Raw genomic sequence first — 13,208 nt, forward strand, 5'->3', positions numbered from 1 at the left:
GCCAGCTGCGTTACAATCCGGCCACGGCAATGTCGCCAGCATTCTTACAGCAGATCAGGTTCAGCATGTCGAGAAAACCCCGCCTGCGCGCCGGCTCCGGAATTACCATGCACGATGTCGGCCAGGCCGCAGGTGTCAGCGCCATTACGGTATCCCGCGCACTCAATACGCCGGACAGAGTCTCCCCGGCCCTGCGGGACAAAATCATGCAGGTGGTGGAACAACTGGGCTATGTGCCTAACCGCTCGGCCCGCCAGCTGGCATCGGCCCGCTCCCGCACCGTGCTGGTGCTGATTCCGTCGCTGAGCAATACCGTGTTCATTGATGCGCTGGCCGGCATCGAGGCGGTGCTGCAGGCAGCCGGCTACCAGATGCTGATTGGCAACACCCATTACAGCAGCGACGAAGAACTGGCCTTGCTGCGCGCCTATCTGCAGCACAGTCCGGATGGCCTGCTGGTGACCGGGCTGACTCAGCATGAAGCCTTCCGCCAGATTGTGGAGCGTCAGTCCCTGCCGGCGGTGTACATGATGGATTTGAGCGAGGATGGCCGGCCCTGCGTGGGGTTTTCGCAGGAAGCGGCCGGCACCTGCATGACGCAGCACCTGCTGGCGCGCGGCAAGTGCCGCATCGCCTTCATGGGAGCCCAACTGGACGAGCGGGTGATGAAGCGGCTGGCCGGCTACCGGCTGGCCTTGCAGCAGGCCGGCTGCCATGATCCGGCACTGGAATGGCTGAACCCGGCACCATCCAGCATGCAAATGGGTGCCGACATGCTGGATGCCCTGCTGGCCGCTCACCCCGATTGCGATGCCGTGTTCTGCTGCAATGACGACCTGGCCATCGGTGCCATCGCCCGTTGCCAGCAGCGCGGCATTGCCCTGCCGGCGCAACTGGCCATTGGCGGCTTCAACGACCTGCAAGCCGCCGCCTGGACAACCCCGCCACTCAGCAGCATTGCCACCCCGCGTTTCGAAATCGGCCAGGCAGCTGCGCGCATGTTGCTGCAACAGATAGAAGGCCAGCCACTTAGCCATGGCCGGCTTGATCTGGGCTTTCAGCTTCAGCAGCGCAGTAGTACCTGAGCGCCAGCATCATGCCGCGAATACCACAACCGGCCTTACCGCAGCGGCCTGCCCACCTTCTGAAAAAATACTCAAGCCATTGATCTGTAATCATTAAAATCAGCAACACCTTTCACGACTGCGCCAAGCTGCACCGCTCTGCGCTTTCCTGCCGTATTCCCGCTGTCGTTTGCTGCCTTGCAGCAACAAAACCCTTTGCTCAACCATATCTGTTAGCGCTAACATCCGCACACTTGCCATGAGGCAGTTTTATTTATCCCTTTCTGTTAGCGCTAACATGAATATTCCCAATATTGTCGTCATGGGTGTGGCCGGCTGCGGCAAAAGCAGCCTTGGCCAGGCCTTGGCGGCGGCCCTGTCTTCCGTCTACATCGAAGGTGACAGCTTCCATCCGCCGGAAAACATTGCACGCATGGCTGCCGGCACTCCCCTCACCGATGCCGACCGTGCCGGCTGGTTGACCGTACTGGCCAATCAGCTAGCCCGTGGCAAGGCACAAGGACAGAGCGTGGTACTGGCCTGCTCAGCACTCAAGCAGCGTTACCGCGACACCTTGCGCCGTGGCGACTCACAGCTGCTGTTTGTGCACCTGGCTGGCAGCAAACCGCTGATTGCCGGACGGATGGCGGCGCGCAGCGCGCATTTCATGCCGACATCACTGCTGGACAGTCAGTTTGCTGATCTGGAAGCACCACACCCCGCTAGCGAAAACGTCATCACGCTGGATATCAGCCAGCCCTTGCCCGACTTACTGCAACAGGTGCTGCAACACATTTCACAACGCACGTCCTAAACACAACAACATCCCGACAGAGGAGAATTCAGGTGACTACTCAAAACAAACAGCGCAATCACACGCAACGGCGCTGGCGCATCGGAGGACTGCTGGGCATCGGTGTGCTGGTCAATTATTTCGATCGCATCAGCCTGTCGGTGGCGGCACCGCAGCTACAACAGGAATTTCATCTCTCCAGCAGTGATCTTGGGCTGTTGTTCAGCGCGTTTTTCTGGACCTATGCCCTGCTGCAGATTCCGACCGGGCTGATTCTGGACCGCTTCGGTGTAACCCGAGTGGGGCGCTGGGGAGCATTACTGTGGGGTGTGGCATCCACCCTGACCGCCTGTGCCGGCGGCTTTGGCGGCATTTTTGCAGCGCGCGCCCTGCTTGGGGTAGCCGAGGCACCTGGATTTCCCGTCAGCGCCAAGGCCACCGGCTATTGGTTTCCGCGCCGCGAGCGCGCCATGGCCACCGCCATTTTCGATGCCGCGGCCAAGTTTTCCAATGTCATCGGCGTGCCGCTGGTAGCCCTTACCGTGGTGCACCTGGGCTGGCGCTGGGGTTTTGGCCTCACCGCCCTGCTCAGCCTGGCTTACTTCGTGGCCTTTACCCTGATTTATCGGGACCCCAGCCAGGACAGCAAACTGTCTGACAGCGAATACCGCTACATCGTGGACGGTGGTGCCGCAGTGGAAGGCATGGGCCAGACCGGTTCGCTGGCCATGCTGGGATACCTGCTACAGCAGCGCAAGGTGTGGGGCTTGTCCATTGGCTTTGCCGCCTATGGCTATGTGTTCTATCTGTTTTTGACCTGGCTGCCCGGCTATCTGGTGCAGACCATGCACATGAGCATCCTGAAGTCGGCCAGCTATGCGGCCATTCCCTGGATATTCGCCACCCTGTCGGATCTGCTGGTGGGTGGCTGGCTGATCGACCACCTGATTGCCCGCGGCCATGACGAAACCCGTGTCCGCAAGGGCGTGCTGCTGGGTGGCATGCTGCTGGGGCTGGCAGTATTCGGCACAACAAGCACTACGGACCCGAACATAGCCATCATCTGGATCACCATCGCACTGAGCGGCCTGGCGGCTGCCGCGCCGGTTGGCTGGTCGCTCCCCTCCTTGATTGCCCCGCGCGGTGGCACCGGTACCGTGGGTGGCATCATGAATTTTGCCAATAACATGATGGGAGCCATCGCTCCTATCGTCACCGGTTACATCGTTGGCAGCACCCACTCGTTTACCAATGCCTTTCTGGTAGCCGGGGTGATGCTGATCATCGGTGTGATCGCCTTTGTCTTCCTGCTGGGGCGTATCGAAGCCATTCCCGAGCCCGCCACCAAAACGGTCTGCCAAGCAAGACAGCAAGGCTGACAGCCCGGCTATATTGTGTGTTGCCAACGACCCGCCTGCCGGGTCGTTTTGCTGTCAAGGCGTCACCGCCTGCTTCTGCAGCCAGTTTCCTTAAAGCCAGCAGGCTGCAAACATCGTGCCGGCACTGACCTTTCAACCGGGCTGATTCCAGCCACCAGATCAGTCAATCACTCCCGCCACACGCAGCCTGAACAAGGAGTCATCATGGAACAACATCAAACTACCGTTTTCATCTACAACACCCACGCCGAAGCCGAACAGGCCATCCGCATCCTGGATCGCGCCGGTTTCGACATCAAGCAGCTGTCCATTATTGGCAAGGGTTATCACAGCGAAGAACACCCGGTAGGTTTCTACACCACGGGTGAAAAAATCAAAACCTGGGGTGGAGTTGGTGCATTCTGGGGCGGCTTGTGGGGCCTGCTGTTTGCTCCGGCAGTCTTTCTGCTGCCAGGTGTCGGTCTGGTGGCCATGGCCGGGCCCATTGTCACCACACTGGTCAGTGCCGTGGAGGGGGCCGTTGTCGTGGGTGGAATTTCCGCACTAGCCGCGGCGTTGAGCAAGCTTGGTGTCAGGAAGGAAGACGCAGTGGAATATGAATCTGCACTCAAGGCAGACAAATATGTTCTGCTAGTGCATGGTTCAGCCGCCGAGCATGACAAAGCCCAGACCATTCTGAGCAATGCCGACGCCTGGAAAACAAGCTGATCGCCAAGGCCGTTGCCGGGCAACACCCTCGGCAGCGGCCTGATGTTCAATCCAGCGCCTGCAGCAGTTTTACCTGTACGGGCGCTGCCAGCTTGTCTGCCACCCAGTTGCGATAGGCCTGGTAGTGCTGCGAAGCACGATGCGCCTCAACGGCAGCCATGTCCTGATAGCGTTCGAACACATGCAGCATCACTGCATTCTCCTCTTCCTGCAGCACCTGATACAGCTGGCAGCCGGGCTCGGCCAGACTATCGCGCTGCATGCCGCGCATGGCATCACGTACGGCAGCCACGGTTTCGGGTTTGCATTGCAGCGTGGCAAAGATGAAGACGCTCATGATCACTCCTTCTGGCGATAGTCGATGGAACTGAAAGCAGCATTTTACTTGACTGCACACTGGCAGTACTGCGTTGTTGATGGAAATTGCACCCGAAACCGATCACAAAACATGGCTCTGACTACAGCGCAAAACCTAGCAACCGCTTGCTGGCATGTCGCCGCAGAGGCTGGTATTGTGACCATTTGATGCACCGCATCAGCAGAACAATACGGGAGAAACTGACGATGAAACAACGCGATATCGTGGTCCTGAGCGCAGTGCGCTCGGCTATTGGCGCATTTGGCGGCGCACTGAGCCACCTAGAGCCCGCCGACCTTGGTGGCTTGGTGATGAAGGAAGCCGTTGCCCGCTCGGGTGTGGATGCCAGCCTGATCCACCATGTCACGGTAGGTAACTGCATCCCTACCGAAAGCCGCTACGCCTACGTCGCCCGGCTGGCCTCCATTGCCGCTGGCCTGCCGATGGAGTCGGTTGCCATGGCAGTCAACCGCCTGTGCGGCTCCGGCCTGCAGGCTGTTGTCTCCAGCGCCCAGGCCATCATGCTGGGTGACTGCGACTATGCCATCGGCGGCGGGGTAGAAGTCATGTCCCGTGGCGGTTACCTGCTACCACAGCTACGCAGCGGTGCACGCATGGGCGACGTGAAGGCGCTGGACATGATGACCGCGGCGCTCACTGATCCCTTCGGTGTCGGCCACATGGGCATTACCGCAGAAAACCTGGTGGAAAAATGGCAGCTGACACGTGAAGAACAAGATCAGTTCGCCCTTGTCTCGCAACAGCGTGCCGCGGCGGCAATTGCCGATGGTCGCTTTGCCTCGCAAATCGTCCCCATCGTCAGCCAGACCCGCAAGGGCGAGGTGGTATTCGATACCGACGAACACCCTCGCGCCACCACACCGGACTCACTGGCCAAGATGAAACCGGCCTTCAAAAAGGATGGCTCGGTTACCGCCGGCAACGCCTCCGGCATCAATGACGGTGCCGCCTTCCTGGTACTGGCCAGTGCCGATGCTGCAGCAGCAGCCGGTCACCATCCGATGGCGCGCATTGTGTCTTATGCGGTATGCGGCGTTCCCAATCACATCATGGGCGAAGGCCCGATTCCGGCCACCCGCGCCGCGCTGCAACGCGCCGGCCTGAGTCTGGAGCAGATGGACGTAATCGAATCCAACGAAGCCTTTGCTGCGCAATCGCTGGCAGTGTGCAAGGGGCTGGGGCTGGATCCGGCACGCTGCAACACCAACGGTGGGGCCATCGCACTTGGTCACCCGGTGGGTGCCAGCGGCGGTGTGATTGCCACCAAGGCGCTATACGAGTTGCAGCGCATCAATGGACGTTATGCACTGGCTACCATGTGTATTGGCGGTGGCCAGGGTATTGCCGTCATTTTCGAACGGCTCTGATTCTCCCGACCAGATATCAGCCTGCACCGCCCGCCAGCCGGGCGGTTTTTCATTGTGCCGTCTGCGCTAGCGCAAGCTAGGCTGCAATCTCTGCCGTAATCTGCTTTCTTTCCATATAAAATCAGATAATTATCCCGGCATAATCAAACCATAGCCGGTATAGGCCACGCGCCCGTCAAGCTCATGACAGACCTCATACCGGAAGGTAGCCATGGCAATACGCAAAGCACTGCTGCTGTTGCTGCTCCTGTTTGTCACTCAGGGACAGGCTGCGCCTGCAGCACAAAACTGGGATGGACCAAGAGATGGCCCAGCGCGTCAGCCCGGCCATTATCTGGTGACCTTCATCGCCCAGGATCTGCGCAATGGTGGTATCGGTGGTAGTTATCGCGCCTTTGCCAGTGCAGCCCGTGTACTGGGCTGGCAGATTCAGATGCTGGATGCACAGGGCAGCGATGTACTGCTGCACAAGGCATTTGCCAGCGCGATTGCCAGCCGCAGCAACGGCATCATCCTGGGCGGTTTTGAAGCAAGCGAGCTGGCAGAGGAAGTAGCTGCAGCCCAACGTGAGCACATCGTGCTGCTGGGCTGGCATGCAGCGTCCCGGCCTGGCGTGGTGCCGGGTCTGTTTTTCAATGTCAGTACCGACCCGCAAGAAGTAGCCCGCCGCGCCGCCAACCATGTCATCCAGCAAAGCGCTGGTAAGGCTGGCGTTGTCATTTTCAATGACGAGCGCTTCGACATTGCCAATAGCAAGACCCGCTACATGCAGGAACTGATTGAACACTGCAGCGGCTGCAAGCTGCTTGCCGTCCAGAACATTCCAATCAACCGGGCCGACCAGCGCATGGAAGCCACAGTGCGTCAGCTAAACCAGCGCTATGGTCGGCAATGGACCCATACCCTGGCCATCAACGACGTTTATTTCGACGAAATGAACTACCCCTTGCTGCATGCCGGGCGCACCGACATCCGCAATGTCTCAGCGGGTGACGGCTCCAGTAAGGCAATCAACCGCATCCGTGCCGGCTTGTCCCAGCAAATGGCCACCGTGGCCGAACCCCTGGGCGTACAAGGCTGGCAGCTGGCCGATGAAATGAATCGTGCCTTTGCCAATGCCAGGCCCAGCGGCTATGTGAGCAAACCCATCCTGATCACCCGCGAGCTGCTACAGCAGCTGGGACAACAGGAAATAGACGCTGCCCTGCCTTATCAGCAAGCCTACCGAGCCATCTGGCAGCTGCACTGACACGGTCGCAGCAAGCACGATTTCATTCCAGGCCGCCATGATTGCCCGAATCGATCCCCGCTCGCCCTCATGACCGCTGATATCAAGAATGCATATACAAACAAGTAAATATTATTTTTGTTATATAAAAAACAGAAATATTCTGATTTAAGTTATATAAAATCAGGATTGCATCATGGCAGCCCAAACATACCGTGTGACCCCTCCGCCATCCCTGCATGAGCAGACCACCGCGAGGGGAATCGCATGAACTTTCAGCAACTGCGTATCATTCGTGAAACCGTCCGGCAAAACTTCAACCTGACCGAAGTCGCCAATGCGCTGTACACCTCGCAATCCGGGGTCAGCAAACACATCAAGGATCTGGAAGATGAACTGGGGGTCGAGCTGTTCGTGCGCAAGGGCAAGCGCTTTCTCGGCCTGACCGACCCAGGCAAGGAATTGCTGATCATTGTGGAGCGCATGCTGCTGGATGCCGGCAACATCAAGCGTCTGGCCGAGCAATTCAGCCAGCGTGATGAAGGCCAGCTCACCATTGCCACCACCCACACCCAGGCCCGCTACGCACTGCCGCAGGTGGTTACCGCGTTCAAGAAAGCCTATCCCAAGGTGCACCTGGTACTGCATCAGGCCAGCCCGGAAGAGCTGGTACGCCTGCTGCAGTCTGGCGATGCGGATATCGGCATTGCCACCGAAGCCGTGGCCGAAGTCGCAGAACTGGTGTCATTTCCCTACTACGGCTGGTATCACAGCGTGATAGCCCCGCCACATCACCCGCTACACCAGCAGCAGCTGTCACTGGAAACCCTGGCCGAATACCCCATTGTCACCTATCACCAAGGTTTTACCGGGCGGGCCCAGATCGACCGCGCCTTTGCCCGTGCCGGGCTGGTACCGGATATCGTGATGTCGGCACTGGATGCCGATGTGATCAAGACTTACGTCGAACTGGAACTGGCGGTGGGCATTGTGGCTTCCATGGCGGTGGACCCGCAACGCGACCAGGCGGTGGCGGTGGTTGCAGGAGAGCCGCTGTTCGGCCAGCAAACCACCCGCATCGCCATCCGTCGTGGCCACTATCTGCGCAGCTATGCCTACCGGTTTATCGAACTATGCTCGGCGGCCCTGGATGAAAGCACGGTACGCAGTGCGCTCAGCCCGGCCCTGCAGGACTGATTCGGCCCGTTGGCAGGCCGCACCAGGGCATTACAGGAATTGATGTTTCTTGCCGCAAGTTGACGTGTCAGACGGGTATTCTGCAGGCTGAATTGCAGAATGCCCGGTCATCGCACCGGCAAGGACTGATGTTTCATGCTCAAGCTGATTGCCCGCCTTATTTCCCGCCGCAAAGTACTCCCGGCACTGGATCCAGCCAGCGCTGGCAAACTGTGCCAGCAGTTTCTTCCCGACGTGCAGTCTCTGTGCCAGCAAAGACTCAACACCATACATGGCACCGTGCCGGTCAAACTGTCGCTGCGCAGCGAAGACAGCATGAATCTGTACGAGCGGGCCTGCCTTTATCTGGAATTTGGCGAATGGTACAAGGCAGTCGCCCTGCTGGAAGCCGCGGCCCAGCGCCTGCATGCCCACTCCCCCAGCGCGGCCTTGGGCCTGATGCAGCTGAGCCGCAACATGCGCAGCGCCGAGCGCAAGTTGCGGGAACTTCCAGGCCATTGATATGGTCTGCCGTGCAGGCTTGACCTGCTGGCCAGGACGGGTAACATCCGCAGCCACCACTTTTTTTCAAACCGTGCTGCGGTCCTGGCTTGCAGCACACCGCTAGTTGATTTTAATGTTTTCACACACTCGCCTGACCACTGCACTTGCCCTTGGCACCGTGCTGTCCTGTAGTTTTTCCATCCCCGCGCATGCCGACTCGCTATGGGAAAGCGCCCGTAACGAGGTACAGCATGTTTGGGATGACGGCACGCTGGATGCCTACCTGCCGCTGAACACCTACCACATGCGCTGGGCCTACACCAAAGAGAAGATTGCCGAATTTAACGAAAATCCATGGGGCTTCGGTCTGGGCCGCAGCCTGCGCGATGACAACGACAACTGGCATGCACTGTATGCCATGGCATTTCTGGATTCCCACAAGGAAGTGGAGCCCATCGTCGGTTATGCCTATACCCATCCCTTTGCCCGTGCCGGTGAATGGCGTGCAGAAATCGGCTACACCGCCTTCATCACTTCGCGTACCGATACCCTGCACTCCTTCCCCTTCCCGGGTGTACTGCCACTGGTGGGCATAAGCTATGGCAAGTTCACCATCAACAGCACCTACATTCCCGGCGGCAAGGGCAATGGCAATGTGTTGTTCACTTTTGCCCACTATAATTTCTGAGTGGCTACCGGGCTGGGCACCCTGTGCAGCTGCACCTGCCGGCCCCATGCCCCGCTTCATGTAAAGCATGTTAAACGGGGCTAAATGACTTCACTTCACTCAAAGCCATGTAAAGCCTGACGCAGCCTGCTTGTGACGCAATACGCCGCTGATTAAGGTAGGCGCATTGTTCATCATCAATGCAGAATGATCATGCGACACACACTCTTTGCCGGCGCCGCGCTGGCCCTGCTGCTAAGCAATCACATTTACGCCGCAGACACCTCTGCCCCTAGCGATACCCCGCCAGCACACCGCTGCCATGCCGAGCGCCACGACACCTCGGCACCGGCTGGCGAACATTGCGCCAAGCACGGTCCGCACGGCGCAGACGAGCACGACCGCTTCATGCCACCGCCACACGAGCCGCCCTTGGCTGCAGTCAAGGCCTGCATTGGCAAGAAGGTGGGCCACAAAACCACCATTTTCTTCAACGGCGACAGCATTCCGGCGGTATGCCAGCACTATGACGGCATGGTTCTGGCCCAGCCCTTGCAGCCACGGCATCCGGATTCAGAAGCAATCCCTCACTGAGCCACCAAAACACTCTGCAGACGTAACAAGGCCGGGCTATGCCCGGCCTTGTTACGTCCATGCCGCCCATGCGGCGTGCCAAAGCAACATGCCCTTGTGCTAGGCTGTCACTCCCACCCGGACCGGAGCCTTTCATGCTGCCACGCAGCGCATGGCGTGATTTCACCGCCGTCATATTCAGCGTCGCCCTGCTGGGACTGGGGTTGGGCAGCACTATGCCGCTTACCGCTCTTACCCTGACCACCCGCGGCTTCAGCCCGGAAGTGATTGGCTGGACGGTTGCTGCCGGTGCAGTGGGCGGCGTACTGGCCACCATGGCGGCCCCGGCGCTGGCGCTGCGACTGGGGCGACGCAACGTGATGCTGGGCTGCCTGCTGCTGGCCTGCGCTTCGGTGTTGCCATTGCAATACCTGTACAGTATTCCGGGCTGGATGCTGGCACGCTTCCTGTTTGGTGCTGCCATGGCACCGCTGTTTGTACTGGGGGAAAGCTGGATCAATACCCTGGCCGGCGACCATGCCCGTGGCCGCATTGTGGCCGTCTACTCCACCTGTTTTACCGCCTGCCAGGTACTGGGGCCATTGCTCACCGACCTGCTGGCACGCTGGCCCGATCAGGCTTTTCTGTGGTGCGGCGGGATGTTTCTGCTGGGGCTGCCAGGCATTATGCTGGCCCGGCCGGAACAGTCCGGCAACGCAGCCCACCCGCACGACCCTGCCCATACCGGCACACCAGACAAGGCTAACAGCACCAGCTGGCTGGGAATCATCCGTACCGCACCTGCCATTCTGCTGGGGACTGCCTTCTTTGCCTCATTCGATACCATCATGCTCAGCTTTCTGCCGCTGGTCGCCATGGAGGCGGGCATGAGCCAGAGCCGAGCGCTGGCGTCGGCATCCATCCTGCTGGCTGGCGATGCCGCCTTGCAGTTTGGCATCGGCTGGCTGGCCGACCACTTTGGCCGTCGCCGCGTGCACATGCTGTGCGGCATGCTGGTCTGCCTGTTGCTCCCGCTGATGCCGCTGATAATGCATGTGCCTGGCCTGTGGGAAGGCTATCTGTTCGTGCTGGGGGGGTGTGCCGGTGCCATCTACACCCTGTCGATGGTAGCCAGTGGCGAGCAATTCAGCGGCGCAGCGCTGCTGCGCATTTCCGGCCTGATTTCACTAAGCTGGAATGCATCCAGCAGCCTGGGACCGGCTGCCACCGGGCTGGTGATGCAATATGCCGGCTCGGGCTGGATGGTTGTCGTCCTGTGGGGTATCGGATTGCTGTTTCTGCTGTCCTGCCAGTGGCCAAAGCGTGATCGCGCGGCCAGGGGCATGCTCATACGCTGAGCCCTTGCCAAGCCGCCGGCTTTTTACCAGTCTTGCTCCCCGACGCGTAACTGATACGACAGCCTGTCAGCAGGCTGCTCCGGGCACACATCATGCCGCCGGGGGTGAAGTAAGCACCAACTGCTCAAGCGGCATGCCGGTAATCAGCCGCAGTCATGGCTGTTGTCAGGCCAGCCGCAACAGCATGACCCCTGCAGCCATCACCAACCCAGCCAGCACGCGTCGCCGTCCGGGGTGCTCGCCCAGTAACAGACGCGCCAGCAGAATGGCAAACAGGATGGAAGTCTCGCGCAGCGCAGCCACCACCGCCACCGGGGCATGCAACATTGCCCACAAGGCGATACCGTAGGACGCAATGGTTCCCACGCCACCCAACAGGCCACGCCACCAATCGCGTCGCAGCGCCGCACGCAATGCCGCCGGCTGGCGCAGCCAGGCCCAGATGGGTAGTGGCAAGCCACACAGCAGGAAAATCCATAAGGTGTAACTGGCCGGCGCGGCAGACAAACGCACGCCCAGGCCATCCACCAGGGTATATGCAGCAATAACCACGGCATTGAGCAAGGCCGGCAGCACGCCGTGACGCGGCCCACGCTGCATCGAGCAAGCCATGCTCAGAATACCGGTGCACAACACCGCAATTCCAGCAACAGCCATCCATCCCAACGACTCACCAAATACTGCCGCATTGCACAACGCCACCAGCAAGGGAGCCGTTCCCCGCATCAGCGGGTAGACCAAGCCCATGTCGGCCACGCGGTAGCTGCGGGCAATCAGCCACAGATACAGCACCTGCAAGACTACCGAAGTCGCAATATACGGCCAGCTGGCCACAGCAGGAGCTGGCAGCCACGGTAAGGCGCACATGGCCAGCAGGCTGGCAAAACCAGCTACCAGTACGGTGCCAAACCAGGCCGAGGACGCCGCCTTGATCATGGCATTCCAGCTGGCATGCAGGGCGGCACCCAGCAAGAGCAGGGCAAACAGACTGGCACTCACCGGCAGCAATCCTGCAGCTCGGGAAAACAGAAGCCATACCCTAGCATGCCTGCCCCTCATCGTGTACCGGCTGCAAAAAGTGCTCCACTAGCGCCAAAAAGGCCGCTGCCGCTGGCGTTGGACTATCGTGACAGGCCAGATAGACACGACGGCGTGGTCCGTTCACCACCGGCAGCGTAGTCAATCCGGCATGCTGTCCGGCACCCAATGCCGGCACCATGCCCACCGCGCAGCCACTGCCAACCAGGCTGACCAGCATGTCGGCGTGATTCACTTCGAACGCCACCCGGCGGCGGATGCCCTGGGCGGTAAATGCCATGTCGGTTTGCTGGCGCGGGCCAGTGCCTGCCGGCCAGTCCACCAGCGTGCACTGTGCTAGCTGCGACAAGTCCAGCTGGCGCAACCCCGCCAGTGGATGACTCGGATGCAGCAAGGCCAGCAACGGCTCCTCCCACAGCAGGCGTGCATCCAGCCCCAGTACCGGCTCGCCCGGCCATACACCAAGAAAAGCCACGTCTATCTGCTGCAGACGCAACTCTTCCATCATCACATCACTCATGCGCATGGCCAGCTGTACATCCACCTGCGGATAACGCCGATGGTATTCAGCCAGCAAGCCGGGTAAATCCAGCCGGCTGAGGGTGGAAATGCAACCAATGCGCAGACTGCCGCGGATTTCACCGGTAGCGGCGGCCATCTCGTCCTCCAGCCGCTGCGCAGCTTCGCGCACCTGGCGGGCGTGGTTGACAAAGGTATGCCCAGCCGGGGTCAGCGTGACCTGGCGCGAGGTGCGCTCGAACAGGCGGGTGCCAAACTCCTGCTCCAGCCGTGCGATCTGGTGGCTGAGGGCGGATTGCACGGTATGACAGCGCTCGGCGGCACGGGTGAAGTTTTCTTCTTCGGCCACCGCCAGCACGTAATCGATCTGGCGCAGATTCATCCAATCATCTCGTTTTACGATCAAAAACATGAAAACAATACATTGGAGTCATTCTTTAGACCAGTAGATACTT

14 protein-coding genes are annotated in these 13,208 nt (G+C 59.9%); 11 read left to right on the plus strand and 3 right to left on the minus strand.

The annotated features are described in order from the left end of the window. Nucleotides 1-65: 65 nt before the first annotated feature. From gntR to GSR16_RS13300, 4 genes are all read left to right on the plus strand, one after another. Complete coding sequence (gntR, locus tag GSR16_RS13285; protein WP_159878101.1) at nt 66-1,085, plus strand: HTH-type transcriptional regulator GntR; 1,020 nt, start codon at nt 66-68, stop codon at nt 1,083-1,085. A 277-nt stretch (nt 1,086-1,362) separates the two neighbouring features. Next, nucleotides 1,363-1,878 (plus strand): gluconokinase, encoded by a 516-nt coding sequence (locus GSR16_RS13290; protein ID WP_159878103.1) that lies wholly within the window; start codon nt 1,363-1,365, stop codon nt 1,876-1,878. Between the two features lie 32 nt (nt 1,879-1,910). Then, nucleotides 1,911-3,236: an MFS transporter gene (locus GSR16_RS13295; protein WP_159878105.1), complete on the plus strand. Its 1,326-nt coding sequence runs from the start codon at nt 1,911-1,913 to the stop codon at nt 3,234-3,236. A gap of 204 nt (nt 3,237-3,440) precedes the next feature. Further along, nucleotides 3,441-3,944, plus strand: a complete 504-nt coding sequence (locus GSR16_RS13300; RefSeq protein WP_159878107.1) for a DUF1269 domain-containing protein — start codon at nt 3,441-3,443, stop codon at nt 3,942-3,944. A 46-nt stretch (nt 3,945-3,990) separates the two neighbouring features. Here the strand turns inward: GSR16_RS13300 and GSR16_RS13305 are convergent, their stop codons facing one another. Continuing rightward, on the minus strand, nt 3,991-4,281 hold the full coding sequence (locus GSR16_RS13305; RefSeq protein ID WP_159878124.1) for a putative quinol monooxygenase: 291 nt from the start codon (nt 4,279-4,281) through the stop codon (nt 3,991-3,993). Between the two features lie 227 nt (nt 4,282-4,508). Here GSR16_RS13305 and GSR16_RS13310 point away from each other — a divergent pair, with 227 nt between their 5' ends. From GSR16_RS13310 to GSR16_RS13340, 7 genes are all read left to right on the plus strand, one after another. Further along, nucleotides 4,509-5,690 (plus strand): acetyl-CoA C-acyltransferase family protein, encoded by a 1,182-nt coding sequence (locus GSR16_RS13310; protein WP_159878126.1) that lies wholly within the window; start codon nt 4,509-4,511, stop codon nt 5,688-5,690. 211 nt (nt 5,691-5,901) lie between these two features. After that, nucleotides 5,902-6,939 carry a substrate-binding domain-containing protein gene (locus GSR16_RS13315; RefSeq protein ID WP_159878128.1) on the plus strand — a complete coding sequence of 346 codons (1,038 nt, stop codon included), beginning with the start codon at nt 5,902-5,904 and terminating at the stop codon, nt 6,937-6,939. A 246-nt stretch (nt 6,940-7,185) separates the two neighbouring features. Then, nucleotides 7,186-8,115 (plus strand): CysB family HTH-type transcriptional regulator, encoded by a 930-nt coding sequence (locus tag GSR16_RS13320; RefSeq protein WP_159878130.1) that lies wholly within the window; start codon nt 7,186-7,188, stop codon nt 8,113-8,115. 135 nt (nt 8,116-8,250) lie between these two features. Beyond that, on the plus strand, nt 8,251-8,616 hold the full coding sequence (locus GSR16_RS13325; protein ID WP_159878132.1) for a hypothetical protein: 366 nt from the start codon (nt 8,251-8,253) through the stop codon (nt 8,614-8,616). A 115-nt stretch (nt 8,617-8,731) separates the two neighbouring features. Continuing rightward, entirely contained in the window at nt 8,732-9,286 is a 555-nt protein-coding gene (pagP, locus tag GSR16_RS13330) for a lipid IV(A) palmitoyltransferase PagP (RefSeq protein WP_159878134.1), read from the plus strand. A 192-nt stretch (nt 9,287-9,478) separates the two neighbouring features. Next, the gene (locus GSR16_RS13335) at nt 9,479-9,859 is read left to right on the plus strand and encodes a hypothetical protein (RefSeq protein WP_159878136.1); all 381 of its coding nucleotides are present in this window, start codon (nt 9,479-9,481) and stop codon (nt 9,857-9,859) included. 134 nt (nt 9,860-9,993) lie between these two features. Beyond that, complete coding sequence (locus tag GSR16_RS13340; protein WP_159878138.1) at nt 9,994-11,196, plus strand: MFS transporter; 1,203 nt, start codon at nt 9,994-9,996, stop codon at nt 11,194-11,196. Nucleotides 11,197-11,361: 165 nt separating this feature from the next. Here GSR16_RS13340 and GSR16_RS13345 read toward each other — a convergent pair whose 3' ends face one another. Together GSR16_RS13345 and GSR16_RS13350 are read right to left on the minus strand one after the other, a co-directional pair. Next, the gene (locus tag GSR16_RS13345; RefSeq protein ID WP_159878140.1) at nt 11,362-12,195 is read right to left on the minus strand and encodes a DMT family transporter; all 834 of its coding nucleotides are present in this window, start codon (nt 12,193-12,195) and stop codon (nt 11,362-11,364) included. A 40-nt stretch (nt 12,196-12,235) separates the two neighbouring features. Next, complete coding sequence (locus GSR16_RS13350) at nt 12,236-13,135, minus strand: LysR family transcriptional regulator (protein ID WP_159878142.1); 900 nt, start codon at nt 13,133-13,135, stop codon at nt 12,236-12,238. Nucleotides 13,136-13,208: the final 73 nt, after the last annotated feature.

Origin of the sequence: Aquitalea denitrificans (assembly GCF_009856625.1) — a bacterium.
Taxonomy (GTDB): domain Bacteria; phylum Pseudomonadota; class Gammaproteobacteria; order Burkholderiales; family Chromobacteriaceae; genus Aquitalea; species Aquitalea denitrificans.

Coding starts and splice junctions, on each gene's coding strand:
- GSR16_RS13325 (WP_159878132.1), top strand. CDS start 8,251: ATGCTCAAGCTGATTGCCCGCCTTATTTCCCGCCGCAAAGTACTCCCG.
- GSR16_RS13335 (WP_159878136.1), top strand. CDS start 9,479: ATGCGACACACACTCTTTGCCGGCGCCGCGCTGGCCCTGCTGCTAAGC.
- pagP (WP_159878134.1), top strand. CDS start 8,732: ATGTTTTCACACACTCGCCTGACCACTGCACTTGCCCTTGGCACCGTG.
- GSR16_RS13340 (WP_159878138.1), top strand. CDS start 9,994: ATGCTGCCACGCAGCGCATGGCGTGATTTCACCGCCGTCATATTCAGC.
- GSR16_RS13310 (WP_159878126.1), top strand. CDS start 4,509: ATGAAACAACGCGATATCGTGGTCCTGAGCGCAGTGCGCTCGGCTATT.
- GSR16_RS13315 (WP_159878128.1), top strand. CDS start 5,902: ATGGCAATACGCAAAGCACTGCTGCTGTTGCTGCTCCTGTTTGTCACT.
- GSR16_RS13350 (WP_159878142.1), bottom strand. CDS start 13,135: ATGAATCTGCGCCAGATCGATTACGTGCTGGCGGTGGCCGAAGAAGAA.
- GSR16_RS13320 (WP_159878130.1), top strand. CDS start 7,186: ATGAACTTTCAGCAACTGCGTATCATTCGTGAAACCGTCCGGCAAAAC.
- GSR16_RS13290 (WP_159878103.1), top strand. CDS start 1,363: ATGAATATTCCCAATATTGTCGTCATGGGTGTGGCCGGCTGCGGCAAA.
- GSR16_RS13305 (WP_159878124.1), bottom strand. CDS start 4,281: ATGAGCGTCTTCATCTTTGCCACGCTGCAATGCAAACCCGAAACCGTG.
- gntR (WP_159878101.1), top strand. CDS start 66: ATGTCGAGAAAACCCCGCCTGCGCGCCGGCTCCGGAATTACCATGCAC.
- GSR16_RS13300 (WP_159878107.1), top strand. CDS start 3,441: ATGGAACAACATCAAACTACCGTTTTCATCTACAACACCCACGCCGAA.